Below are 25388 nucleotides of genomic sequence, written 5' to 3'. Positions count from 1 at the left end.
CCGTCGAGCTCGACGGCGTGGCCGAGCTCGACGCCCGCCGCCCGTGGTGATCGCCGGCGCTCAGTTCGCGGTGAAGGCGGAGGGGCGGCGCAGGGGCCACGGGTCCACGGTCTCCAGGGCGGAGGCCAGTCGGATCAGCACGGCCTCGTCCCATGGGCCGCCCACCAGCTGGGCGCCGATCGGCAGGCCGGTCGGGGACATGTGCAGGGGAAGGCTGATCGCCGGCAGACCGGTGATGTTGCAGACCGCGGTGAAGGAGATCATCTGGGTTTCGGTGAGCCGCAGCCCGTCGGGGTTGTCGTTGGCCTCCTGCAGCACGGCGTCGACGGGTGGCGGAGGGCAGGCCATGGTGGGGGTGAGCAGGACGTCGAAGTCGGTGCCCCATTGGGCGACGACGGCGCGGGATTCCACCTGCAGGCGGATCGCAGCCCGTACGTATTCGCCGGAGTGCCTGGTCGTCGCGCGCTCCATCCGGCGGCGCAGGTGCGGTGCGGCGAGTTCCGGCTGATCGTAGGGCACGCCCCACAGGGCGGCGTCCAGAATCGTCAGCGCGTACCCGGTGATGGCCTCCTCGCTGAAGAACCGGGGAGAGACGGGGAAGACGTCGTGCCCGAGGGATTCCAGGAGCCGCGCCGCCCGCTCGGCCGCCTGGACGCAGACGGGGTCCACCGGCATGCCGGTGGGCGCATCGGTGAGCAGGCCGATGCGCAGCCGCCCGCTGTCCCGCCCAGCCTCCTCGGCGAAGGGGCGCTCCGGTGCGGGCGCGCGGTACATGGCCAGCCGGTCCGGTACGGACATGACGTCGAGCAGCGCGGCGGCGTCGCGCGTGTAGCGGGTGATGGCCCCCTCGACGGTGGCGTGTTCCCAGGCCGCCACCTGCTGGGGAACCCGCCCCCTGCTGGGCTTGAGCCCCACCAGCCCGCAGCTGGAGGACGGCATGCGGATCGAGCCGCCGCCGTCGTTGGCGTGCGCCACGGGGCACAGCCCGGCGGCCACCGCGGCCGCCGCTCCCCCGCTGGACCCGCCGGGGCTGCGGGACGGGTCCCAGGGGTTGCGGGTGCTGCCGAACCGGCTGTTCTCGGTGGTGGACAGCAGGCCCATCTCGGGGGAGTTCGTACGGCCCATGAGCACGAATCCGGCGTCAGCGAAACGTTGCACGACAGGTTCGCTCTGCGGCCTGGGCCGGTCGTGCACGCCCAGGGAGCCGTAGGTGGCCGGCTGCCCTTCCGCCTCGGTCAGCTCCTTGATCGGAATCGGCACTCCGTGGAAGGGCGGCAGGTCCGCACCGTCGGCCACGGCCTGTTCGGCCCGCTTGGCGGCGGCGCGCACCTCGTCGTCGTTGCGCCAGACGAAGGCGGTGAGGCCGGGGTCGTAGCGGTCGATCCGGGTCAAGTAGGTGTCGGCGATCTCAACAGGGCTCAGCTCTCGCTTGCGTACGGCCGTGGCGAGGTCGACGGCGGCGGCGAAGGGGTCCATTTCAGCTCCAAACGGGGATCAGCGAACCATGAGCAGCTCGTCGAGCTGCCGGCGGGTCTCGGGTCCGGCCGGGGCGTCGAGCACGACGCGGCCCGCCTCCATGACGACGACTCGATGGCACCAGCCGAGCATCATCCCGGCGTGCTGGTCGACGACGATCACGGCCACGCCGGCCGCGGCGACGGCGGCCAGCCCGGCCAGCACCTCGGTCACGAGCGAGGGCTGCAGGCCCTGGGTCAGCTCGTCGATCACGACCATGCGCCGGCCGGCGAGGATCGCGCGGGCCACGCCGAGCTGCTGTTTCTGCCCGCCGGACAGGGTCCCCGCCGGCTGGCAGGCCCGCTCGGTCAGCAGGGGGAAGAGGTCGCGCGGGTCGACGGCGGGGACGAATCCCTTCCGTGTGGCCAGCCGGAGGTTCTCCGCGACGGTCAGCGACGGGAACACGCCGCGGTCCTCGGGCATGAGGGCGGCGCCCCACCTGGCGAGCAGGTCGGGACGGCCCGGCGGCACGGCGTGGCCGTCGAAGACGACCTCACCGCCCTGCCTGTCGGCCAGGCCGAACATCGTGCGGAGAAGGGTCGTCTTGCCCGTCCCGTTGCGTCCCAGCAGCGCGACCACCTCGCCCGCCGCGACCTGTGCGGTCACGCCGCGGACGACGTTCGCCTGCCCGTATCCGCCGGACATGCCGGTCAGTGTCAGCATCAGCTCGCCGCCCCCAGGTAGGCCTCGCGCACGGCGGCGTCGGCCACGATCTCGTCCATGGGCCCGTGTGCGATGATCCGGCCGCCGTGCAGGACCACGACGTCGTCGGCGAGCTCTCTGACGATGTCCATGTCGTGCTCGACGACGAGCATGGCGCAGCCGGTCCGTTCGGCGACCTGTTTCAGCTCCCTGGTCAGCCGCCGGGCGTCCTGGCGTCCCATTCCCGCCGCCGGCTCGTCCAGCAGGACCAGTCGCGGGGCTCCGGCGAGCACCATGGCCAGTTCCAGTCGCCGCCGGTCGGCCAGCGGCAGGGTGCCCGCCGCGGTCGCGTCGTCGGTGACCAGGTCCTGGTAGTCCTCCGGCAGGCCGGCCCGGACCGGCGCCTCCATGCGGGCCAGCCGGATGTTGTCCGCGGGAGACAGCTCGGTGACGACGCTGGGGATCTGGAACATGCGGCCGACACCCATGCGCACCCGGCGGTGCACCGGTACGGCGGAGGCGTCCTGGCCGAAGATGCGCAGCGTGCCGGCGTCGGCCGTGAGCTGGCCGGCGACGATGGCCAGCAGCGTGCTCTTGCCCGCGCCGTTGGGCCCGATCAGGCAGACGCACCGGCCCGGCGGCACGGTGAGGTCCACGCCGTCGAGCACCCGGACGGGGCCGAAGGATTTGGCGATCCCCTGCAGGCTGAGGGCGGCGTGGGGGCCGGATGCGGGCGGCGTCCCGGGCTCTCCGCCCTTGGCGGCGGCCGGGGGCAGCTTCACGGTGGGCGAGCCGCCCGGCAGCCAGGTGCGGGCCAGCCCCGCCACGCCGTCCGGCGCGACCTGAACGATCAGGACGAACAGGATGGCGAGTCCCAGGATGTACCAGCCCTGCCAGGTGGGGCCCAGGATCTGCTGGCCGGTGGTGAGCGCCACCGCGCCGAACACGGCGCCCAGCGTGGATTCCCGGCCGCCCACGGCGAGCCAGACCAGGACGCTGGTCGACAGCCCCAGGCCGAACACGGTCGGGGAAATCAGCCCGGCGACGGGGGCGTAGAGCGCTCCGGCGATCGTCGACACGGCCGCGCTCGCGGCGAAGGCGGCCGACCGGACGCGGACGGTGTCGATGCCCGACTGCGCGGCGCGTTCCGGGTTGCGGGCCGCCGCCGTCAGCCGCGCGCCGAACCGGCTGCGGACGATCAGCCAGGTGCACACCCCCACCACCACGACCACGGCGATCAGCGTCCGGTAGTAGGTCGTGACCACGTCCGAGGTGGACACCGTCAGGCCGTTGGTCCCGTTGGTGAGCGGCGTGAGCGTGGTCGCCGCCTTCTGCAGGAGCAGGCTGACGCCGAGCGTCAGCAGGATCAGCGGCGCGTCGGGGATGCCGGACGCCAGGCCGATCCGGACCACGATCAGCGCGATCGCGGTGGCCGCGATCAGGGCCCCGGCCAGCGTGAGCGCCAGGGGAACGCTGTGCGCTTCGCTCAGCGCCACCGCGTAGGCGCCGCAGCCGAAGAAGGCCGCGTGGCCGACGCTGAGCAGTCCGGCCCGTCCCCAGGCCAGGTCCAGGCCGTAGGTGAACAGGCCGTAACACAGGCCGAGGGTCAGGGTGGCGACGGCGAAGGGGCTGAGCCCGAAAGGCACCGCCGCCAGGGCGAGGAGCACCAGTGCGGTGGCCGCCACGGCCGGCCCGCGTGGCCGTCCCGTGCGGGGGGTCCCCGTGGACACCGCCGTGGCGCCGGGCACGGGCCGCTCGCTCACGACGCCGCCGTTGCCCTGGGTTCGCTCGCTCATGAGCAACCCTGCTTGGCCACGTCGTCGGCGATCGGGCCGAGGTTGCGCGTCACCTTGTAGGCGCCGCCGGGCTCGATGGTGGTCTCCAGCATGTCAGCCTGCAGCAGGTGGTTGGCCGGCTCGAAGTGCGTGCCCTTGCCCAGCGGGGAGTCGAAGCTCATCTTGCCGATCTCGGTGTTGATCGCCTGCGGGTCGTTGCGGCCGGCCTTGCCCGCGGCGGCGAGGAAGAACTGGATGCCGAAGTAGGCGTTGCCCGCGACCTCCGGGATGGGCGGCGTGAACGCGTACTTCGCCCGGTAGTCGGCGACGAACTTCTTGCTCTCGGCGTTGTCGAGCTGGTCCGTCCAGCGCACGACGTGGGTGCGCCCGTTCACCAGATCGGCGAGCGCCGGATAGTAGTCGGTGTCCAGGGGCGCGCCGTCGTAGCCCAGCTTGGACGTCAGCAGCCCGAACTGCTTGGCCTGCTGGCTGAAGGCCACCGCGTCCGCGCCGACCACCATGGACAGCAGCACGTCGGGCCGGGCGTCCTTCAACCGGGTGATGACCGACTGCCAGTCGGTCTGGCCGAGCGGGCTGTACTCCTCGGCGACGATCGTGCCGCCGGCCGACTTGGCGATCTCCTTGACGATGCCGGCGTAGAAGTGCGGGTAGTTGTAGTCCGACCCGGCGATGGCCACGCGCTTGCCGTATTCGCCGATCAGCTCCGGGACGCTGGGGAGCAGGATCTGGCGGGTGCTTTCGCCGAACCCCCACGAGTAGGGGGAGCAGCGCTCGGTGTCGCCCAGGATGGCCGTGCCGAACGGCACCTTGGCGTCCTCGGCCACCTTGCTCACGGCCTCGGCGGTGTCGCCGGTGATGGTGCCGAACAGCATCGACACACGATCCTGCTGGATGAGCTTGCGGGCGAGCTGGGTGGAGGTCGCCGGGTCGCCGGCGTCGTCGACGACGACGTACTCGACCTTCTTGCCGCCCACCCCGCCGCTGTCGTTGACCTTCTGCACGCCCAGCTCGAGACCGTGCTGCAGCGCCTTCCCCGTCTCGCCGACCGGGCCGGTGAGCGGGACCACCACTCCGATCTTCAGCGGCGCCCCGGAGTCGCCCGCGGCGCTGGAGACGGCCGAGCCGCTGCACGCCGTCAAGGTCAGCAGGGCCGCCGCGACGGTGGTCAGGACGACCGTGCGGGAGAAAGGATGCGACGGGACCATGAGAGCAACCTCCGTACGTGGGAACGCGACCGGAGCGCCGCAGTCCCGATGATGACGATGTAGAAGAGCGCGTCGGCGAGGGTGTCGGTGAGCCAGGTGCGCAGCAGGACCGCCAGGGCGGCCACGAGGAGCGCCGCCGTGACCGCCGCCCCGAGGGCGCCCGGGCGGCTGAACAGAAGGGCGAAGAACATGGGCACGAGCAGGCCGAAGCCCATCGACGGATTCACCGCCAGGAGCGGGCTGTACAGAGCCCCCGCGAGCACGGCCAGCATCCCGCCGGAGACGAAGGCCGCGGTCCGCATGCGGCGCGGATCGGTGCCGAGCAGCGCCGCCATCGTCGGGTTGTCCGCGACGGCGCGCAGTGTGAGCCCCCAGCCCGTCCGGTAGGCGGCGAACAGGACCGCTCCGATGACCGCGACGGCCACCAGGCCGGATATCAGCCGGTACGCCGGATAAGGGGTGCCCAGCAGCTCGACCGTGCTCTCCACGGGTGCCGCGGCGGTCCGCGACGTAGAGGTGAAGAGCAGCTCGGCGACCTGCCGCAGCGCCATTCCCACACCCCAGGTGACCAGCATCGTGGCCAGTCCGTCCGCGAGCGGGCGCCGCAACAGGGTCCGCTCGATGATCATGAGCGGCACCACGCACAGCACGCAGGCCAGCAGCACACGCCAGCCGAACGCCACGGTGGTGGCGGTGGCGGCCACGTACGCGCCGGTCATCGCCAGGTCTCCCTGGGCGAGGTTGACCACCCGCAGCGCGGCGAAGACGATCGCGACACCGAGGGTGAGCAGGCCGTACAACCCGAACTGGCTCAAGATGGCGAGCAGAACGTCCACGATCTGGTCCGCCTTTCACCGCGTCGACCGGATGGGATGTTCAGATGATGGCCGCGATGTGGTGGGCGAACTGGTACGAGGGCGCACACTTGTGGTCTTCCAGCGCTTGGCCCGACACTGAATCACGCGCGAACGGCCCGGTAGAGGAGTGGCCATGCCCATCGAGCGGAGACAGGACGGCACCCTTGTCTACGGCTATCTCGACACCGCCGCAGAGCTTGGCGTGCGCACTTCCGACGCGGTGCTCGTACGGGACCAGGGGCGCCCCTATCAGGCGGAGATGAGGCCGTACCGCTTCGGCATGCTGGGCGCGTGCGAGATCACCGGCGATGATCCGGTCCGGGTCCACTCCCTTCCGTCGTCGTCCGTGCCGGACGGGGAGCATCTGATCAGCCTGCTCCGATGCGGCAACGGCTGGCTGGAACAGGACGGCCGCCGCGCCTCGCTGTCGCCCGGCGACTTCATGCTCTACTCCGGCAGGCGGCCGTTCCGGCTGGAGCTCGACGGTCCCTACCGCTATTTCCTGATGAGAATCCCGGCGGCCGCGGTGGACCGGCTCTTCGGCACCGTCGGCGGCGTCACCGCCAACCGCGAGATCCTCCGGCTGCCCAGCGCGCGGATCCTGACGGCCATGCTGATGGAGATGGCCGATCAGGCGCCGGGGCTGGGCCCGCTGACCGGACGCGAGCTGGGCCAGCACGTCACCGCCATGCTCAGGACGGTGCTGCGCGAGTCGTCCCGGCCGGACCCGCCCGGTGACGGCGCCGCCCTGCTGGAGCGGATCCTGGACCACATCGACCGCCATCTCGGCGACGAACTGCTCCCCGGCACGATCGCCGCCGCCCACCACGTCTCGCCTCGCTACCTGCACAAGCTGTTCGAGCAGCAGGGCCAGAGCATCGGGGAGCACGTCCGCCGGCGGCGGCTGGAGCACATCCGGCAGGACCTGGGCGACCCCGCGCTCGCCCACGTGCCCGTCCAGGCCATCGCCGGACGCTGGGGGCTCAAGGACCCCAGCCATTTCAGCAAGCTGTTCCGGTCGGAGTACGGGATCTCGCCGCGCGAGTTCCGGCGGGAGGCGATCAGCCGGACCGGCGCCCGCGTGTGACCCGGTCCGCGGCGAACCCGGTGCCGGTACCGGGTCGCATCGGTGCGGTGGACTGATCCCGGATCTACGCTGGGCGGAGGACGTCCTCCACCGCGGCCAGCGACAGGGTCTTGTAGCCGACCGAGTCGAACAGGACGGTGATCCGGTCCGGCTCGCGGCTCATGACCGTCCCCGGCCCCCACATCTTGTGCGTCACCTTCGCCCGCACAGGGAACGCCCCATGACCGGACGCGGGCGCGGGCTCGGGCGCCTCGCCGTTCTCGCAGATGTCGCACGCGCCGCACGTCCCGGGGTACGGCTCGCCGAAGTAGGCGAGCAGGAACCGGCGGCGGCAGTTCCCGGTCTCCGCGTAGCCGCGCATCATGTCGATCCGCGAGTCGTCGACGCGGTGCCGCGCCTCGTCCAGCTCGGCCGCCCGCGCGGCGGCCTGCTCCGGCGTCAGCCTGCCGGAGGTGTAGCGCAGGTCGCCGGTGTCGGTCACGGTGAGCGCGCCCGCCCGTTCCAGCAGATTGACGAGCCTGGTGAGGTGTGACGGGCGCACCTTGAGCAGCGCGGCCAGCTCGCCCGCGGGCACCGTGCCGCCGTGCTCGCGAGCCAGCGTCGCCACACGCAACAGCGCCTCGCCGTCGGCTCGGCCGCCCGTGAAGAACCGGCGCAGGCCCAGATCCTCCTGCCGGTAGAACAGCACGGCCGAGGCCGGCGCGCCGTCCCGGCCCGCCCTGCCGATCTCCTGGTAGTAGGCGTCGGGCGACTCCGGCGGCTCGGCGTGCAGCACGTAGCGCACGTCCGGCCGGTCGATGCCCATCCCGAACGCCGACGTCGCGACGACGGTGTCCACGTCGCCCGCGGTGAACAGCTCGTGCACGCGGGTGCGTTCGGCGGTCCGCATGCCCCCGTGGTACGGCTCGGCCCGGCGTCCCCTGCCGGCCAGCGCCGCCGCGTACTCCTCGGTCTCCCTGCGGGTGGCGACGTACACCAGGCCCAGACCGTCGCGGGAGGCGGCGTACTCGACCAGCGCCCGGCTCTTGTCCTCCGCGCGGACGAACCGCCGGACCTCCAGCGAGATGTTCGGCCGGTCGAACCCCCTGACGATCTCCACCGGGTCGGTCAGTCCGAGTGAGCGGACGATCTCCTCGCGGACGTTCGGCGCGGCGGTGGCGGTCATCGCCACCACAGGCGGATGCCCCAGGCGCTCGATGACCTTCCCCAGCCGCAGGTAGTCGGGGCGGAAGTCGTGCCCCCACGAGGAGACGCAGTGGGCCTCGTCGATCGCGATCAGTGACGGCCCGGCCTGCGCGAGCCGTTCGACGACGTCGCGCTTGACGAGCTGTTCCGGGGACAGGAACACGAACGCCGCCTCCCCGGCCGTCACCTTCTCCAGCCCGGCCTCCACAGAGGTGGTCGAGTTCACCGCCACGGCGCCGCCCGCGTCGGCCTTGAGCAGGCTGGTCACCTGGTCACGCTGGAGCGCGATGAGCGGCGAGACGACGATCGCGGGTCCGTGGAGCAGCAGCGCGGGAACCTGGTAGACGGCCGACTTGCCGCCACCGGTCGGCATGACGAGCAGCACGTCACGGCCCTTCAGTAAGTGCTCCATCGCCTCCTGCTGGCCCGGCCGCAGCTTCTGCCAGCCGAAGCGCTGCCGGGCCGTGGCCCGCAGCCGCCGTCCCCGGCGCCCGAACCGGCCCTTCAACCTCATCCACAATCCCATGCCACCCATCCTTCACTCGGTGGGCGGTCATTACCCGCGCTCACGGGGCAGCATGCGCCCGGCCGCGCGGGCAGACAGTGTGCGGCGGATCGTTCGTACCGGCAGCACGGTGACGCCGCGGCACACCGATCTCGGCTGAGACTCGCCGGCGACTGGCAGGGCCTGCCACCCGCGCCGAGCTCTGAGATCGGATGTATAGAAGACTATGGCGCCGTTGTGTGGGCTGATCCTAGGGTTGTGTCCAGCAAGTAGTCCGATGTCTCATCGAGGTGCGCCATGACCGACGACCCGCACTCCTTGACCAGCCGGCCGGTCCCGGCGTGGTTCACCGACGCCAAGTTCGGCGTGTTCATCCACTGGGGCGCGTACTCGGTGCCCGCCTGGGCGGAGCCTACCGGCGAGCTGGGCGCCACCGACCCGGAGGTGTGGTTCGCGCACAACCCGTACGCCGAGTGGTACTGGAACACCAGCCAGATCGAGGGCAGCCCCGCCTGGGAGCACCATCGCGCGGTGCACGGGGGCCGCCCGTACGACGACTTCCTCGACCTTTGGCGGGCCGAGTCCTTCGACCCGGGCGACTGGGCGGACCTGTTCGCCCGCGCCGGCGCCCGCTACGTCGTGCCGACCACCAAGCACCACGACGGCATCGCGCTGTGGGACGCGCCCGGCACCGGCACCCGCAACACCGTCCACCGCGGCCCGCGCCGTGACCTGGTCGCCGACCTGGCGGGCGCCGTGCGCGCCCGGGGGCTGCGCTTCGGCGTGTACTACTCCGGCGGTCTGGACTGGTACGCCGGCCGCCGCGCCGTCATCCGCCACGAGGACCTGATCGACGACTACGGCCGCCCCCACGAGGCCGCCTACGCCGCCTACGCCCTGCGTCAGGTGCGCGATCTGATCGACCGCTACCGGCCGGACGTGCTGTGGAACGACATCGGCTGGCCCGACCTGGGCATGGCCGACCTGCCGGGCCTGTTCACCCACTACTATGCCGCCGTTTCCGAGGGCGTGGTCAACGACCGCTGGGACGGCGCCCACGCCGACTACCTGACCAGCGAGTACCAGGCGGGCCGCGAGAAGGAGGCGGCCGCCGTCTGGGAGAACTGCCGGGGCGTCGGCCTGTCCTTCGGCTACAACCGCAACGAGGGTCCCGAGCACCTGCTCGATCCGGCGGGCGCGGTGCGACTGCTGGTGGACGTGGTCTCGCGCGGCGGCAACCTGCTGCTCAACGTCGGCCCGAAGGCCGACGGGACCCTGCCGGAAGAGCAGCGCGCCGTCCTGGAGGGCATCGCGTCCTGGATGGCACACCACGCCACCGCCGTCCACGCCACCAGGCCGCTGGAGCCGGGCGACGCCGTCCCCGGCGGCGAGACCCTCACGGAAGAGGGCCCGCCCTGGGTCCGCTGGACCCGCGACGACCGGCACGCCTACGCGTTCGTCGCCGGCGCGCCGGGCGGTGAGGCGGTGCTCAAGATCCGGCCGGGGCTGCTCGACCCGGCCACCGCGGCCCTCCTGGACGGCGGCCCGGTCAGCGCCGCGGCCGTCCCGGACGGCGTGCGGGTGGCCTCCCCCGGGCTCGGCGCACCACTGCCCGCCGCGATCCGCTTCACGCTGGCATCACCGGGATGAGCCCCCCGGCCGCCGGATCGGCGGGCCATGCGCGGGTGGAGCGTCCTTGACCTGGAGTGCGCTCGAGCTTCTAGCGTCGATGGCATGGGGCGGACGGAGCCGTACCCGATGCGGAGGCCACATGTCACCGAGCACTGCGCGCTGAACCGAGGAAGGGAACGAGTCACGTGAAGACCGTGCAGCTTGGACGTACCGGTGAACAGATCAGCCAGCTCGCCTTGGGGTGCATGATCATGGGTACCGTCACGCCGGAGGCCGAGGCGTTCACGATCCTGGACCGGTACGTCGAGGCCGGCGGCAACTTCCTGGACACCGCCGACTGCTACTGCTGGTGGGAGCGCCAGGGCAGTTACGGCGGCGAGAGTGAGGAGCTGATCGGCCGCTGGCTGGCCCGGACCGGTCGGCGCGAGGAGGTGTTCCTGGCCACCAAGGGCAGCGCCGTCGTGCGCGACCTGGACGCGGTCTGGGCCGGCGGCCGGCCGGACTGGGATGTCGCCTACAGGACGTTCGTCGGGGCCGGGGCGACGACCTTGCGGGAGGCGATCGACGGCAGCCTGCGCCGGCTCGGCACCGACCATGTCGACCTGTATTACGTGCACGTCGACGACCGGACCACGCCCCTGGAGGAGACGCTGGAGGCGCTCGCCGGCATCGTCCAGGCCGGCAAGGCCCGCTACATCGGCTGGTCCAACGTGCGGACGTGGCGGCTGGAGCGGATCCGCCGGCTGTGCGCCGAGCACGGCTGGCCGGCGCCGGTCGCGCTCCAGCAGCAGCACTCGTACCTGCGGCGCCGCGCCGGGCTCCGGCACGCTTCCATCGTGGACGACGAGCAGCTGGACTACCTGCAGGCGCACGACGACCTTACCCTCGTGGCGTACTCCCCGATCCTCAAGGGCATCTACGACGACCCGGGCAAGCGCAAGGGACACCGGGCGATGGACCCGTACCAGGGCCCGGACGCCGAAGCCCGTCTCGCCACGGCCGCCGAGGTGGCCGCCGAGATCGGCGTAACCCCGAACGCGCTGGTCCTCGCGTGGCTGATGCACCAGACCTCGCCGACGATCGTGCCGCTGATCGGGCCGCGCACGCTCCAGCAGTACGAGGCGGCCCTGCCGGCACTCGACGTCAAGCTCACCGGCGAGCAGCTCACCCGCCTCGACACGGCCGGTGCCTGACAAGACACACTCGCGCAGCATATTTCGGAAGAACTACGAAACTTTCATCGACCCATTCTGAACCGGATCGGCCAAGTAGGCCAAGCGGCCAGGTCAAATGCCTCCTCAAGATCTCTGCGATCTCTCGTGACTCGTTGACAACGCGGCAGAGTCGTCCGATACTTTCGCCACTGCGCCGATAGTTTCGTACACCGGCTCGTACGACACTGCCCACCCTCGCAGCCTTCACGAGGAGGAAGCACGCACATGAACGGCTCCCCCGCTCACCCGAAGAGACGCAGACGCGGCCGCGTCAGGCTGCTCATCGGCCGTGCCTGCGTCTTGGCCGTAGCGCTGGTCGTGGCCGTGGCGATGCCGCCCGGCATCGCCGACGCGGCCCCCATAACCTCCAATCAAACGGGCACCAACAACGGCTACTACTATTCGTTCTGGACCGACAGTCCCGGGTCGGTCTCCATGGAACTGGGATCCGGCGGCAATTACAGCACCTCATGGCGCAACACCGGGAATTTCGTCGCCGGTAAGGGCTGGAACCCCGGCGGACGCAGAACCGTGAGCTATTCAGGCAGCTTCAATCCGTCCGGCAACGCATATCTGACCCTCTACGGGTGGACGAGAAACCCGCTCGTGGAATATTACGTCGTCGACAGCTGGGGCACTTATCGGCCCACGGGAACGTACAAGGGCACGGTCACCAGCGATGGCGGCACCTACGACATCTACCAGACGACGCGATACAACGCCCCTTCCATCGAAGGCACGAGAACCTTCAATCAGTACTGGAGCGTCCGGCAGTCGAAGAGAACCGGCGGAACCATAACGTCTGGCAACCACTTTGACGCGTGGGCCCGTAATGGAATGAATCTGGGCAGCCACGACTACATGATCCTCGCAACCGAGGGATATCAAAGCAGCGGGAACTCCAATATAACGGTGGGCGGCTCCCCCGGCGGCGGCAACCCCGGCGGCGGCTGCACCGCGTCACTGTCCGCGGGCCAGCAGTGGAGTGACCGGTACAACCTCAATGTCTCGGTCAGCAGCTCGAGCAACTGGACCGTGACCATGAATGTGCCGTCCCCGGCGAGCATCATCTCCACATGGAACATCAGCGCCAGTTACCCCAGCGCCCAGGTGCTGACCGCCAGGCCCAACGGCAACGGCGACAACTGGGGTGTGACGGTCCGGCACAACGGCAACTGGACCTGGCCGACGGTCTCCTGCAGCGCGAGCTGACCTCCGGACCCCCGGAACACCGTTTGCGCCGCGTCGGCGCGGCCGAACCGCAGGCGCCCGCGGTTCAGCCGCGCCTTCGCGATCAGTTGCCTCTGAGCACTGTCGTGGCCTTGTTACCGGCGTAGTCCTCCAGGATGGCGACCACCTTGCTGGTGGCGCCGGACATGGTCACCGTTTCGGCGGCACGTGTTTCTCGGTGTCGGCGAACGTCCCGCGTATCCCGGTGGTCGTGCCCGTTCCCGCTCGCAGGGTGAGGAGATAACCGTCGCCGTTGACGGGCACGCCGGTCAGTGTCGTGCCCGCCGTACGCGTCCCCGGCGACGTCTCCATCGTGTCCTTCGACGACTCCATCCTCACCCAGTTGCCGCATCCCCCGACCACCGCGCTGACTCGCGACACGTACGTGCTCGGCACGCTCACCGCGACCTCAAGACGCACGGCGCCCGCCAGGTGGACATCGTCGCCCCTGACAGGATCCCCGCGGCCGCGCCCGGCCTGCTCACGGTGCGCCTCGGCCCCGCGGCACGGCCGGACATCGCGCAGGGGCTCGGCGACGGTCCTGCCCGGCAAGGCCGAGGGATACGCGTTGCGGGTCTCGGGCGGCAGGCCGCGCCAGATCGCTCTCGGCGGCGAGGACGCCGCAGGCCTGGCGCGACCCCTACCCGGCGGACAAGCTCGCCGAGCTGGGCGAGCTGGTGGCACGGGCGACCGCGAACCACGTCCGCTTCACCTTCGCGCTCTCCCCGGGCGTGTCGATCTGCTCAACCACCTGCAGCGGACCTTCATCGCCACCCACGAAGGCGCCCGGCCGCTGCAGATGGTGCCCACCAGCGGCCGGCTGCTGCTGGCGCCCTACGACAAGCGTGAGAGCGGCCTGTCCGCACACCTGTCCGGCATCGTGGCCAACCCGATGAACCAGCCGTACGCGAGCAAGGTCGCGGTCTTCGGCACCGCGGACTTCACCTGGAACGACAAGGCGTACGACGCCAGGAAGAGCTGGCCGCGCGCGATGGCCCATCTCGTCGGCGGCGACAAGGCGGCCACCGAAGCCCTGCTGATCTTCGGCGACCTGGAGCACCTGGCTCCGACGTTCGGCAGCTGTGGGGCGGGGCGATGGTGACCATGCTCGGGGTGCTCGACGTCTTCCTGGCCGAGGCCGGCGCCCGGCTCCAACAGCAGGACGTCACGGCTTAGCCGAACTCCTCGACGTACTCCTCCGGAGGTCCCAGCTCGGGGCGGTCCCGCAACTCCAGGACCGTCCCGAGCCCTTCCAGCTCGAGGACCGTCACGATGTTCTCGCCCGCGCGCAGCAGCGGCGCCGGGCAGTACAACGTGACCTGCGGCCCGATGTCCCAGTAGCGGCCGAGCAGGAACCCGTTGACCCAGACGAGCCCGCGGCCCGATCCCGGCAGGGCGAGGAAGGTGTCCGCGGGTGTGCCGACCTGCACCGTCGCGACGGCGAACCCGGCGTTCGTGATCGCGGGGCCGGCTGCGGCCGCGCGGGACAGCTCCGCCGCGGACCATTCCTGCAGCGCGATCGGCGTGCTGTCCCAGCCCTGCACGATCCGCCGGTCGACGAGGACGGGACCGAGCAGGCCCTTGTGCCGGCCGATGCCCGGCCCGTAGTTCACCCGGCCGAGGTTCTCGGCCAGGACCTCCAGGCGTACGACGTCGCCGGTTCCGCGTACCGGGAGTTCCGGATGATCTGCACCGGCGACGCCGAGGACATCGCCGTCGCCGAACACCAGGGCCCGGTCGCGTACGTCGGTGAGGACGAGCCGGTGCTCACCCGCCGGGATGCGCGGGTGCGCGGTGTGCAGGACCATTCCCGCGTCGAGCCCGAGCTGCTCGAACGAGGCCGGGCGCGGGCCGGTCGAGGTGGGCGCCGGCCCAGTGCTGATACCGGCGCGGAGACCGGCGAGCAGGTCGGAGCGGTGGACGAGCGGGAGGCGCGCCGGCGGCAGCGTCGGCGTCCGCACGGGCATCCGCACGGGTCCGCGTGCGCCGAGCGCCTCCCGCATGGCGAAGAACTTGGCGGTGAGCGTGCCGTCCTCGGCGACGGGCGCGTCGGAGTCGTAGCTGGTCACGGTGGGCTGCAACCGGCCCTTGTCCTCGTTGGCGCCCGCCCAGAGCCCGAAGTTGGTCCCGCCGTGGGCCATGTAGATGCTCACGCTGCCGCCGTCGGCGATGATCCCGTCGAGCGCGCGTACGACGCTGTCCGCGCCGCGCACGTGGTGCCGCTCGCCCCAGTGGTCGAACCAGCCGTTCCAGAACTCGGCGACGACGAACGGCTCGTCCGGCCGCCGCGCCGCGAGGAGCTTGCGGGCGGCGTCGGGATCGGAGCCCAGGGTGACGGCCGTCAGAGTCCCCGGCAGGGTGCCTCCGTCCAGCATCAGCTCGGTGGGCCCGTCAGCGGTGAACAACAGCTCCCGGATGCCGCGCGCGGTCAGGGCCTCGCGGTTCCAGCGCAGGTAGTCATGGTCGTCGCCGAAGCTGCCGAACTCGTTCTCCACCTGCACCGCCACGACCGGTCCGCCCTCGGCGGCCTGGAGCGCGGCGATGCGCGGGACCAGCTCGTCGAACCAGCGGCCGACCGCGGAGGTGAAGGCGGGATCTGAGCTGCGGATCGTGACGTCGCGGCCGGTGAGCCAGCTCGGCAGGCCGCCGTTCGACCACTCCGCGCAGATGTACGGGCCGGGCCGGACGACGACGTCGAGTCCCTCCTCCCCCACCGTGCGGATGAACCGCTCGACGTCCCGCCAGCCGTCGAAGCGCGGCGCCTGGTCCTCGCGGGGCTGGTGGAAGTTCCACGCGACGTAGGTGTCGACCGTGTTGAGCCCGAGGTCGGCGAGCCGTCGGATCCGGTCCCGCCAGAGATCGGGGTGGACGCGGAAGTAGTGCAGCGCCCCGGACAGGACGCGGTGGGGGACGCCGTGCCGGTACAGGCGGCGCCCGCGCCAGGTCAGCGCGCCCGTGACGGCGCAGGTCGGCGCATCGGTGGTGGTCGTGGTCGTCGTCGGGGCCGGAGAGGTGTCCGGCGCGGGCAGCTCGATCACGGTGGCAGCCTATGTTATCGATGCCATGTGTAACAAAGGCGGTAGGATCCAGCTGACGACGGGCGGCCTGCCGGCCAGAGAGGAACGCCATGACCAAAGCCACTGAGCGGCCTGTGAGGCAGCCGAGCATGGCTGACGTGGCCAAGGCCGCCGGGGTGTCGGCGCAGACCGTCTCGCGCGCGCTCCGCGACTCGCCGAACGTCAACCCGGAGACCAGGAAGCGCGTGCTCGCCGCCGTCGAGCGGCTCGGCTACCGCTTCAACAACGCCGCCCGGGTGCTCTCCTCCGGGCGCAGCCGCACCATCGGGCTCGTGCTGCTGCAGTCCGGCGGCTACTACTCGCGCTCGGCGGTGACCGCCGGCGTCGAGGCGGCCGCGGGCGAGGCGGGATACGCGGTGAGCATCGCGACCATCGCCAGGCTCGACACCGGCCTGATGGAGCGGTCCCTGTCCAAGCTCGCGGACCAGGGCGTGGACGGCATCGTCATCGCCGTGCCGCTCATCTCCGTGACGCAGAAGATGGAGGACATCACCCGGGACATCCCCACCGTCACGCTCGACGGCTCCCGCACCGCGAGCGCCCGGGTGCTCGGGATCGACCAGAAGGAGGCGGGCCGCATCGCCACGCAGCACCTGCTCGACCTCGGGCATCGCCAGGTGTGGCACGTCTCGGGACCGGACGAGTGGATCGAGGCGCGCCGGCGGCGGGAGGGCTGGCAGGAGTGCCTGGCCGCGGCCGGGATCCAGGCGCCGCCCCCGCTGGAGGGGGACTGGTCGCCCGACTCGGGGTACCGGCAGGGGCAGGTCCTGGCGATGATCCCGGACGTGACCGCCGTCTTCGCCGCCAGCGACGAGATGGCCTTCGGGGTGATCCGCGCCCTGCGCGAGCGCGGCCGGTCGGTGCCCGGCGACGTGTCCATCGTGAGCGTCGACGACATCGCCCTGGCGGCCTACTGCAGCCCCCCGCTGACCACCGTGCGGCAGGACTTCTACCGCTCCGGCGCGGCGGCCGTCGCCCTGCTGCTGCGCGGGGCCGACGCCGGCGCCGCCGAGTCTCTCGCCACCGCGTCACTGTCGGTGCGCGACTCCACGGCGCCGCCGCGTTCGGCCTGAGCCGCCCGCCGTTCGCAAAGTGCCTCTTGCGCCCTTCATGTTATCGATGCCACTGTAACAACGTCCGGACCCGGACTCGTTCCTTCGCCTCGCCCAGGTGGGCAGATGTCCACGGGAAGGATCCCAAAGCCATGAGGAGATCACTTGTCCTCGCCAGCGCCGCGATCTCGGTGCTCGGACTGCTCACCGGCTGCTCTGCCGACGGGGACGGCTCGGACTCCGGCACGACGACCAAGACGACGCTGAACGTCGCCGCTCTCGAAGGCGGTTACGGCCGGGACATGTACACCCAGGTCATCCAGGCGTACAAGGCCTCGCATCCCGACGTCGACGTGCAGTTGCAGATCTCGAAGAGCATCGAGGACGAGATCACCCCGAACATGAAGGCCGGGCGGTTCCCGGACGTCGTGGTGCTCGGCCAGGGCCGCAAGGCCGCGCTCACCGAGACGCTCATCAAGGACAAGGCCCTCGAGGACCTCACGCCCGTGCTGAAGGCGAAGGTCCCCGGCGAGGACAAGACCGTCGGGGACAAGCTCATCGAGGGCATCGTCGGAAACCTCAACACCAACCCCTACGGCACGGACCAGACGTACACGATGCCGATGTACTACGCGCCGACCGGGCTCTTCTACAACAAGGGCCTGTTCGCCCAGAAGGGGTGGAAGGTCCCGGCCACCTGGGACGAGATGTTCGCGCTCGGCGACAAGGCCAAGGAACAGAAGATCTCGCTGTTCACCTACCCGACCGCCGGATACCTCGACTCGTTCTTCTTCGCCCTCCTCGCCGACGTCGGCGGGGAGCAGTTCTACACCGACGTCATGACGTACAAGCAGGGCGTCTGGCAGACACCGCAGGCCCGGCAGGTGCTCGACATCACCACCCGGCTGCTGAAGTACGCCGCGCCGACCACGGTCGGGTACGCCAACGAGCAGGACTTCACCAAGAACCAGCAGTCGATCCTCGACAACAAGGCCCTCTTCATGCCGAACGGCACCTGGGTCGTCGGCGAGATGGCGGACGCCCCGCGCGCCGACGGCTTCCAGTGGGGCCTGACGCCGCTGCCGGCGGTCACCGCGGGCGGCAAGCGCTACATCACGACGTCGGTCGAGTCGGTCTGGATCCCGAGCGCCGCCAAGAACAAGGACGCGGCGAAGGAGTTCGTCGCCTACCTGTACTCCGACGAGGCGGCGAAGATCTTCGCCAAGTCGAACGCGATCCAGCCGATCAAGGGCATCGCGAGCAGTCTGTCCGCGGAGAACGCCGAGTTCTACAAGGTCTACGACGACCCGTCGGTCGCCGCGCTCGTCGGCGGGTTCGCGGGCACCGCGCCCGTCGAGGGCGTCGACATCAAGGCCACGCTCTTCGACACCGCCAACAGCATCATCAGCGGCGACAAGACCGAGGACCAGTGGCAGGCCGCGCTCAACGACGCCAGCGAGAAACTGCGCCAGGCGGGTGGCTGACATGCCCGGCGGCGGCCCGTCGAGCACGCTGTCGAGCACGGGGACGCGCCGGCGCGGCAACGGCGTCTTCGTGCTCGCCTGCCTCCTGCCCGCGCTCGTGCTCTTCGCGGTGTTCATGGTCGTCCCCACCATGAACGTGTTCCGGATGTCGTTCTACACCTGGAGCGGCTTCTCCCCGGACATGCGTTTCGTCGGGCTCGACAACTTCGCCCGGCTCCTCGAGGACGAGCAGTTCGTCCGCGCGTTCCAGAACACGGTCGCGCTCCTGGTCGTCGTGACCGTCGTGACGATGGGCATGGGCCTGTTCCTGGCCGCGATCATGACCCGGCAACGGCTGCGAGGGCGGGTCCTCTACCGGTTCATCCTCTACGTCCCGAGCGTGCTGTCCGTGGTCGTGATCGCGGCGATCTTCTCCGCCGTCTTCGACCAGGAGAACGGCCTGCTCAACGGCACCCTGCGGCTGCTGTCGCTCGATGCCCTGCAGCAGGTCTGGCTCGGCGACCAGGATCTCGTGCTCTGGTCCGTCGCGTTCGCGATGGTCTGGCAGTCGCTCGGCTACTACATGGTTCTCTACATGTCCGGCATGGCGAGCATCCCGGAGGAGCTCTACGAGGCCTCCGCGCTCGACGGCGCGTCCGCCGGCCGGCAGTTCTTCGCGATCACGCTGCCGCTCATCTGGCAGAACCTCCGCACGACGCTGACGTTCTTCGTCATGAGCGCGGTCAATCTCAGCTTCGTCCTCGTCCGCGCGATGACCGGCGGCGGGCCCGACGGCTCCTCCGAGGTTCTGCTGAGTTACATGTACCGGCAGGCGTACACGAACTCGTCGTACGGCTACGGCATGGCCATCGGCGTCGTCATCTTCGCGTTCTCGTTCCTCGTGTCGCTCCTGGTGAGCCGCGCGACGCGGCGCCAGCCCCTCCAGTTCTGAGAACGGCCACCATGACCACGATCAACCCCCGCGCACGCGGCGCCCGGCCGAGGACCGGCCGGGCGCTGACCTACGTCCTCGTCACCGCGATCGCACTCGCCATCGCGGTGCCGGTCGCCTGGGTGCTGCTCGCCTCGCTGAAGCAGAAGAGCGAGTTCTACGGCAGCCCCTGGGCGCTGCCGGAGGGCCTGCGCCTCCAGAACTACGTCGACGCGTTCGTCACCGCACGCATGGGACAGTATTTCTTCACCTCGCTGCTCGTCACGCTGCTCGGGCTGGTCTTCGTCGTGGCGGTCTCCGTGCCGGCGGCCTACGTCATCGCCCGGTACGAGTTCCGCGGCCGCGGCGTCGTGGAGGTCGCGCTGCTGGCCGGGTTGTTCGTCAACGTCAACTACATCGTCGTGCCGATCTTCCTCATGCTCGTCGGCTGGGACCGCGCGCTCGTGGACGCGCTCCCCGGCGGCTTCTTCATCGACAACCCCGCGGTCCTCTCGCTCGTCTACGCGGCCACGTCGATCCCGTTCACCATCTACCTGCTCGCCGCGTACTTCCGGTCGATACCCGCCGACTTCGAGGAGGCCGCGGCCCTGGACGGGGCGTCCCGCGTCCAGGTCATGGTCAGGGTCATGCTGCCGATGGCGCGACCGGCGCTCACGACCGTGATCCTGTTCAACTTCCTGGCCTACTGGAACGACTTCATCATCGCGCTCACCCTGCTCCCCGGTGAGGGCAAGACGCTGCAGGTGGGCCTGCTCAACCTGATGACCGCGCAGAAGGCGGCGGCCGACTACGGGCGGCTCTACGCCGGCATGGTCATCGTGATCGTCCCCGTCCTCATCCTCTACGCGCTCATCCAGCGCCGGCTCATCGAAGGCATGGCGTCCGGTGGCGTGAAGGGCTGACCAGGGAAGGAGTGGTCATGAAGGAATCGACGCGCAGCGTGCTGCTCGTCACCGCTCGCACGCTCGTCGCGGCCGGCTGCGTCGCCGTCGTCGTCACCGCGCGCACAACGGCCGGGTGGGGCAGCCTCGCGATCATGCTCATCGCGCTGGCGGGGCTGCTGGCCGTGCTCGCCTCGTACAACCGGCGGTTCCGGTGACCGCGCCGATGAACGGGCCGGTGAACCGGCCCGGGCCGGACGGCCGGGCGCTGGCCGCGGTCCGGCCGAGCGAGCGCCAGCTCGCGTGGCAGGCGATGGAGTTCTACGGGTTCATCCACTTCGGCATGAACACGATGACGGACCGGGAGTGGGGCGAGGGGCACGACGACCCGGCCGCCTTCGACCCGGCGGCACTCGACGCCGACCAGTGGATCAGGGCGCTCAAGGCCGCGGGGATGACCGGCGTGATCCTCACCTGCAAGCACCACGACGGCTTCTGCCTGTGGCCGAGTGACGTCACCTCGTACACGGTCGCCTCGTCGCCCTGGCGCGGGGGCCGGGGCGACGTGGTCGCGGAGGTCGCCGGCGCGGCCCGGCGGCACGGCCTGCGGTTCGGGATCTACCTGTCGCCCTGGGACCGCACCGAGGCGTCCTACGGGAGCGGGACCGCGTACGACGACTTCTACGTCGCCCAGCTCACCGAGCTGCTCACCCGGTACGGGCCGGTGTTCTCGGTGTGGCTGGACGGCGCGAACGGCGAGGGCCCCAACGGCAAGCGCCAGGTGTACGACTGGGAGCGGTACTACGCCGTGGTCCGCGAGCTGCGGCCGGAGGCGGTCATCAGCGTGTGCGGACCCGATGTGCGCTGGTGCGGCAACGAGGCCGGGGACACCCGCCCCGACGAGTGGAGCGTGGTCCCGCGGGCCCTGCGGGACGCCGAGCGGATCGCGGACCGCTCGCAGCAGGCGGACGACGGCGCCTTCGCCCGGCTCGTCCGCAGCGACGACCGCGACCTCGGCAGCCGCGCCGCCCTGGCGAGGCACCACGAAGGCAGCGGAGCTCCCGGGCCGGCAAGAGCAGACGACCTGGTCTGGTACCCGGCCGAGGTGAACACCTCGATCCGTCCCGGATGGTTCCACCACCCGGCCGAGGACGCCGCGGTCCGCTCCGCGGACGAGCTGTTCGGCATCTACCTGCGCGCCGTCGGCGGCAACTCCTGTTTCCTGCTCAACGTCCCCCCGGCCCGTGACGGGCGGCTGCGGGACGCCGACGTGGCCGTGCTGGAGCAGCTCGGGCGGCGCGTCGAGGACTTCCGGGCGCGGCGCGTCGAGGCGGCCGCGACGGTGTCGTCCGGGACCCCGGGCGACGTCGCGACCGCGTGGCCCGGCGCGGGGCGTACGCCGTGGCGGCCGGACGACGCCGACCCCCTGCCCGGCGTGCGGCTCGCGTTCGCGCGGCCCCGCCCGGTCGAGGCGGTCGTCGTGGGCGAGGACATCACGCAGGGGCAGCGCATCGAGCACGTCGTCGTCCGGGGCCGCCGGGAGGGCAGGTGGACGACGCTCGCCGAGGCGAACGCGGTGGGCTACCAGCGCATCCTGACGTTCCCGCCGGCCGAGGTCGACGCCGTGCTGGTCGAGGTGCCCCAAGCCCGGGACACACCCGTCATCGCCCGCGTGGCCGCGATCGAGGCGGCGTCATGAAGGTTCTGTTCGCCGGTGTGGTGACCGCCCTGGCCGCTCTGGTGGTCGCCGGCGTGGCGCTCACCCACCGCACCGACGAGGTCGCCTCCATCGACGGGCACGCCGTGACCCGCGACGAGCTGCTCTTCCACATGCGCCGGCTCGAGCCCCGCGTCCAGAACGAGTTACGCAACCAGAACCAGCTCCAGGGCCCGATCGCCCGGACCGGCCAGACCGCGCTCCAGCGGCTCGCGGCCCGTGCGCTCGACGAGATCTGGCGGGACAAGACCACGCTCGTCCTCGCGAAGGAGGAGGGGCTGATCGACTCCGCCGACCACGCCGGCTTCCTCGCCGAGCTGGCCGGTGAGAACGAGCGGCGCGCCAACGCCATCGCCAGGGGCGAGGTCGTCTACGGCCTGGCGGAGTTCTCCCCCGAGGAGTACTACTCGCACCGGCTCGCCGAGCTCACGACGGCACTGAAGCAGCGGCTCGGCAAGAAGGCGGGCGACCCGCTCCTGGTCACCGACGCCGACGTCCGGCGGGCGTTCGACGCCGACCGGGACGCCTGGAGCGCCAACGCGACCACGTACACGTACGCGAAGCTCGTGGTGCCGGTGCCCGACGGCGCTTCCGCGGACTACGCGGCCCGCCTCCAGCGGCGGGTGGCCGCGGCGGACCGGCTGGCGGAGGTCGCGGACCGCGTCCCCGACGCCAAGCTCACGACCGCCACGCACCGCGGCGGCGGCTCGGCCGTCCACGACCGGGACCTCATGGCGGTGCTCGGCACGCTCGCGGCGGGCCAGATCTCCGCCCCGGTCCCGGGCACCGGCCAGATCACCTACTACGAACTCAACGGCAAGACCGTCGACGAGGACGCGGCGTTCGCCGAGTACTCCCGGCGCATCCGGCAGTCGCTCATCGAGGAGAAGTTCAACCAGTTCCTCCAGCGCCGAGTGGACAACAGCGACATCCAGGTCGACACGGCGGCGGTGGACGCCATCAACACAGAGGATGTGCAACAGTGAAACCGGTCGGTACCGCACCCCCCGTCGCACCGCCACGCCGGCGAACACCGGCGCGGGCGCTGCGCAGGGGCCTTGCCGCCCTGCTCGCCGCGCTGCTCGCGGGATCGCTCGCGCCCGCCGCGCCCGCCGCCGCAGCCCCGGACCGCTCCCCCGCCGCCGCCAAGGACGACCTGCCGGGCAACACGCCCAACCCGGCGGGCGGCAGGGACTACTTCATCGACGCCACGACCGGCCGCGACAACGCGCCCGGTACCTCACCGCAGACCGCCTGGCGCACCCTGGCCAAGGCCAACGCGAGAACGTTCAGGCCCGGCGACCGCATCCTGCTCAAGGCCGGCGAGCAGTGGAACGACCAGCAGCTGTGGCCGAAGGGATCGGGCAGCGCGGGCAAGCCGATCACCATCTCGGCGTACGGCGACCCGCGCGCCCGCCGGCCGTACATCGCGACGAACGGCAAGGTGCCGAGCCCCTTCCGCGCGGACGGCACGAAGAACCCGGACACGGTCGGCCGGACCGGGGCCATCGTGCTGCGCAACCAGCAGTACTTCGAGATCAACAACGTCGAGCTGTCCAACGACGACGACTTCGCCACCGACATCACCACGGGGACCTACGTCCGCGACGGCATCATGATCTCCATCAACGCCGACCTGCTCCCGGCCGGCGCGGACAGCATCATGGACCACTTCCGCATCTCCGACGTGTACGTCCACGACCTCGACGGCCCGAGCAACTGGCAGAAGATCCACTACGGCGGCGTGAACTTCCAGGTCTTCGGCAGCCGCGACTACAAGCAGTACGGCACCGGCGGCTACTACTTCAAGGACGTCCGGATCGAGGACAACACGTTCATGAAGGTCGAGCTGCACGCCGTGCAGTTCGCGTTCAACTGGTTCGCCGCCGACGGAGCGGACTCCGGCCAGTACGACGAGAGCGGGAAGTTCCACGAGGGCTGGGAACAGCTCTGGGTGCGTACCCGTGACCTGTACAGCCGTGACGTCTACATCGGCCACAATTACGCCGAAAGCGTCGGCCAGGGCGCGATCCAGCTCGCCAACACCAAGAACATGACGGTCGAGTACAACGAGGTCAACGGATTCCTCGAGCGATACGGCTCGGTGTCCGTCGCGCTCTATCTGTGGGCGGGCGCCGACTCGGTCATGCAGTACAACGAGGTTTACGGCGGCCCGTACAACGAGTTCGACGGCACTCCGTGGGACCTGGAGTACACGAACTTCAACGTCACCTACCAGTTCAACTACTCACACGACAACCCGGCCGGCTGGATGTCGTACATGGGCAACAGCTCCAACTCGGTCGCCCGCTACAACCTGAGCGTCAACGACAACGGCGTACTCGTGAAGAACATGTTGTCCACGAACTACTCGCCGACGTACTTCGTGAACAACACCTTCGTGTACGACGGCGGGAACCTCGACTACTTCCACGACGAGACGTTCCTGAGCCGCGTCTACTTCATGAACAACATCTTCCACAACACCTCCACGGCGGAGTCGACGCCGTGGTACCGCCGGACCGGCGCCCTGCGCCAGGCGGTGTTCTCGAACAACGACTACTACGAGGCGAGCGGCACCCACTCCAGCCAGGAACCGGCCGACCGGCGCGGGCTGCGGGTCGATCCGAAGTTCGCCGGCGACCCGGCCGAGTACGTCACCGGGGCGGGCGTGAAACAGATCCGGACGGCCGCGGCGCACTTCAAGCTGCGCGACGACTCGCCGCTCATCGACGCCGGCCGGTACAACCCCCATCTGGGCACCGAGGACTTCCTCGGCACCCACATCTACCACGGCGACGCGCCGGACATCGGCATGGCGGAAAGCCCCATCGGCGAGAAGGTCGCCGACCCGGTGGACGACGACCCCATCGAGGAGGAGGGCGGCGACCGGGTCAACCTCGCCCTCGGCAAACCGGTCACCGCCAGCTCGACCCACCCCGGCGCGGGCGGCACGCTCGGCGCGGAGAAGCTGACCGACGGCGACCCGGCGACCCGCTGGGCGGCGGCCGACGACGCGACCTACCCGATCACGCTCGACATCGGCTTCGGCGCGGACACCACTTTCGACGAGGTGTACCTGGACGAGTACACCGACTCGGGCACCAACCCGCGGGTCCAGACGTTCGAACTGCAACGATGGGACGCCGGGACCGGCGCCTGGGTGACCTTCGCCGCCCGCGCCGACGGCATCGGACACGACCTGTCCGTTACCGGCTTCGGCACCGTCACGACCTCCCGGCTGCGGGTGGCGCTCACCGGGAAACTGCCGGCCGAGGTGTACACCCCGACGCTGACCGAGATCGCTGTCTACGACGACGACGCGTAGGTCAGGCCGGGCGCGGGCGACGGCCACCGGCGGGTGGACGCCACGGCGTT

The 25388-nt window shown here is 70.7% G+C and carries 22 protein-coding genes; 14 read left to right on the top strand and 8 right to left on the bottom strand.

What is annotated here, in order from left to right:
• Positions 1 to 60: 60 nt before the first annotated feature.
• Genes ACIBX3_RS32955 through ACIBX3_RS32935 form a run of 5 tightly spaced genes read right to left on the bottom strand, consistent with a single transcriptional unit; the run spans position 61 to position 5994 of the window.
• Complete coding sequence (locus ACIBX3_RS32955; RefSeq protein ID WP_397123844.1) at positions 61 to 1476, bottom strand: amidase; 1416 nt, start codon at positions 1474 to 1476, stop codon at positions 61 to 63.
• Positions 1477 to 1494: 18 nt separating this feature from the next.
• The gene (locus ACIBX3_RS32950; protein WP_397123842.1) at positions 1495 to 2178 is read right to left on the bottom strand and encodes an ATP-binding cassette domain-containing protein; all 684 of its coding nucleotides are present in this window, start codon (positions 2176 to 2178) and stop codon (positions 1495 to 1497) included.
• Positions 2178 to 3953 carry an ATP-binding cassette domain-containing protein gene (locus ACIBX3_RS32945; RefSeq protein ID WP_397123837.1) on the bottom strand — a complete coding sequence of 592 codons (1776 nt, stop codon included), beginning with the start codon at positions 3951 to 3953 and terminating at the stop codon, positions 2178 to 2180. The genes ACIBX3_RS32950 and ACIBX3_RS32945 overlap by 1 nt, the downstream gene beginning before the upstream one ends.
• A complete protein-coding gene (locus ACIBX3_RS32940) occupies positions 3950 to 5158 on the bottom strand; it encodes an ABC transporter substrate-binding protein (protein ID WP_397123835.1) in 1209 nt (402 codons plus the stop codon). Before ACIBX3_RS32940 ends, ACIBX3_RS32945 begins: the two co-directional genes overlap by 4 nt.
• On the bottom strand, positions 5119 to 5994 hold the full coding sequence (locus ACIBX3_RS32935; protein WP_397123833.1) for a branched-chain amino acid ABC transporter permease: 876 nt from the start codon (positions 5992 to 5994) through the stop codon (positions 5119 to 5121). Before ACIBX3_RS32935 ends, ACIBX3_RS32940 begins: the two co-directional genes overlap by 40 nt.
• A gap of 154 nt (positions 5995 to 6148) precedes the next feature.
• On the opposite strand from ACIBX3_RS32935, the gene ACIBX3_RS32930 reads away from it, so the two are divergent.
• The gene (locus ACIBX3_RS32930) at positions 6149 to 7102 is read left to right on the top strand and encodes a helix-turn-helix domain-containing protein (protein ID WP_397123831.1); all 954 of its coding nucleotides are present in this window, start codon (positions 6149 to 6151) and stop codon (positions 7100 to 7102) included.
• Positions 7103 to 7166: 64 nt separating this feature from the next.
• On the opposite strand, the gene ACIBX3_RS32925 is transcribed toward ACIBX3_RS32930, so the two are convergent.
• The gene (locus tag ACIBX3_RS32925; RefSeq protein ID WP_397123829.1) at positions 7167 to 8813 is read right to left on the bottom strand and encodes a RecQ family ATP-dependent DNA helicase; all 1647 of its coding nucleotides are present in this window, start codon (positions 8811 to 8813) and stop codon (positions 7167 to 7169) included.
• Between the two features lie 276 nt (positions 8814 to 9089).
• On the opposite strand from ACIBX3_RS32925, the gene ACIBX3_RS32920 reads away from it, so the two are divergent.
• From ACIBX3_RS32920 to ACIBX3_RS32910, 3 genes are all read left to right on the top strand, one after another.
• Positions 9090 to 10442: an alpha-L-fucosidase gene (locus tag ACIBX3_RS32920; RefSeq protein WP_397123827.1), complete on the top strand. Its 1353-nt coding sequence runs from the start codon at positions 9090 to 9092 to the stop codon at positions 10440 to 10442.
• Between the two features lie 167 nt (positions 10443 to 10609).
• Positions 10610 to 11617, top strand: coding sequence for an aldo/keto reductase (locus tag ACIBX3_RS32915; RefSeq protein WP_397123825.1), 1008 nt, complete (start codon positions 10610 to 10612; stop codon positions 11615 to 11617).
• Positions 11618 to 11863: 246 nt separating this feature from the next.
• Entirely contained in the window at positions 11864 to 12850 is a 987-nt protein-coding gene (locus ACIBX3_RS32910; RefSeq protein WP_397123823.1) for a glycoside hydrolase family 11 protein, read from the top strand.
• A 168-nt stretch (positions 12851 to 13018) separates the two neighbouring features.
• On the opposite strand, the gene ACIBX3_RS32905 is transcribed toward ACIBX3_RS32910, so the two are convergent.
• Complete coding sequence (locus tag ACIBX3_RS32905) at positions 13019 to 13420, bottom strand: hypothetical protein (protein WP_397123821.1); 402 nt, start codon at positions 13418 to 13420, stop codon at positions 13019 to 13021.
• 125 nt (positions 13421 to 13545) lie between these two features.
• Between ACIBX3_RS32905 and ACIBX3_RS32900 the strand changes: the two genes are divergently transcribed.
• Together ACIBX3_RS32900 and ACIBX3_RS32895 are read left to right on the top strand one after the other, a co-directional pair.
• Positions 13546 to 13764: a hypothetical protein gene (locus tag ACIBX3_RS32900; RefSeq protein ID WP_397123819.1), complete on the top strand. Its 219-nt coding sequence runs from the start codon at positions 13546 to 13548 to the stop codon at positions 13762 to 13764.
• Positions 13668 to 13970, top strand: a complete 303-nt coding sequence (locus ACIBX3_RS32895; RefSeq protein WP_397123817.1) for a beta-N-acetylglucosaminidase domain-containing protein — start codon at positions 13668 to 13670, stop codon at positions 13968 to 13970. Before ACIBX3_RS32900 ends, ACIBX3_RS32895 begins: the two co-directional genes overlap by 97 nt.
• 70 nt (positions 13971 to 14040) lie before the next feature.
• Here the strand turns inward: ACIBX3_RS32895 and ACIBX3_RS32890 are convergent, their stop codons facing one another.
• Positions 14041 to 15906 carry a glycoside hydrolase family 35 protein gene (locus ACIBX3_RS32890; protein WP_397123815.1) on the bottom strand — a complete coding sequence of 622 codons (1866 nt, stop codon included), beginning with the start codon at positions 15904 to 15906 and terminating at the stop codon, positions 14041 to 14043.
• Between the two features lie 128 nt (positions 15907 to 16034).
• On the opposite strand from ACIBX3_RS32890, the gene ACIBX3_RS32885 reads away from it, so the two are divergent.
• The 8 genes from ACIBX3_RS32885 (at position 16035) to ACIBX3_RS32850 (ending at position 25338) form a co-directional block, all read left to right on the top strand.
• Entirely contained in the window at positions 16035 to 17018 is a 984-nt protein-coding gene (locus tag ACIBX3_RS32885; RefSeq protein WP_397123813.1) for a LacI family DNA-binding transcriptional regulator, read from the top strand.
• A 131-nt stretch (positions 17019 to 17149) separates the two neighbouring features.
• On the top strand, positions 17150 to 18481 hold the full coding sequence (locus ACIBX3_RS32880; RefSeq protein ID WP_397123811.1) for a carbohydrate ABC transporter substrate-binding protein: 1332 nt from the start codon (positions 17150 to 17152) through the stop codon (positions 18479 to 18481).
• A 1-nt stretch (position 18482) separates the two neighbouring features.
• On the top strand, positions 18483 to 19412 hold the full coding sequence (locus ACIBX3_RS32875) for a carbohydrate ABC transporter permease (protein ID WP_397124264.1): 930 nt from the start codon (positions 18483 to 18485) through the stop codon (positions 19410 to 19412).
• An 11-nt stretch (positions 19413 to 19423) separates the two neighbouring features.
• Positions 19424 to 20314, top strand: a complete 891-nt coding sequence (locus ACIBX3_RS32870) for a carbohydrate ABC transporter permease (protein WP_397123809.1) — start codon at positions 19424 to 19426, stop codon at positions 20312 to 20314.
• A 17-nt stretch (positions 20315 to 20331) separates the two neighbouring features.
• Positions 20332 to 20511 carry a DUF6903 family protein gene (locus tag ACIBX3_RS32865; protein ID WP_397123807.1) on the top strand — a complete coding sequence of 60 codons (180 nt, stop codon included), beginning with the start codon at positions 20332 to 20334 and terminating at the stop codon, positions 20509 to 20511.
• An 8-nt stretch (positions 20512 to 20519) separates the two neighbouring features.
• The gene (locus ACIBX3_RS32860) at positions 20520 to 21992 is read left to right on the top strand and encodes an alpha-L-fucosidase (protein ID WP_397123805.1); all 1473 of its coding nucleotides are present in this window, start codon (positions 20520 to 20522) and stop codon (positions 21990 to 21992) included.
• Positions 21989 to 22996 carry a hypothetical protein gene (locus ACIBX3_RS32855; RefSeq protein ID WP_397123803.1) on the top strand — a complete coding sequence of 336 codons (1008 nt, stop codon included), beginning with the start codon at positions 21989 to 21991 and terminating at the stop codon, positions 22994 to 22996. The genes ACIBX3_RS32860 and ACIBX3_RS32855 overlap by 4 nt, the downstream gene beginning before the upstream one ends.
• Positions 22993 to 25338, top strand: a complete 2346-nt coding sequence (locus tag ACIBX3_RS32850) for a discoidin domain-containing protein (RefSeq protein ID WP_397123801.1) — start codon at positions 22993 to 22995, stop codon at positions 25336 to 25338. Before ACIBX3_RS32855 ends, ACIBX3_RS32850 begins: the two co-directional genes overlap by 4 nt.
• Positions 25339 to 25388 lie beyond the last annotated feature (50 nt).

This window comes from Nonomuraea sp. NPDC049480, from assembly GCF_044465905.1.
Taxonomy (GTDB): domain Bacteria; phylum Actinomycetota; class Actinomycetes; order Streptosporangiales; family Streptosporangiaceae; genus Nonomuraea.
This window is presented reverse-complemented; position numbering and strand designations above follow the sequence as displayed.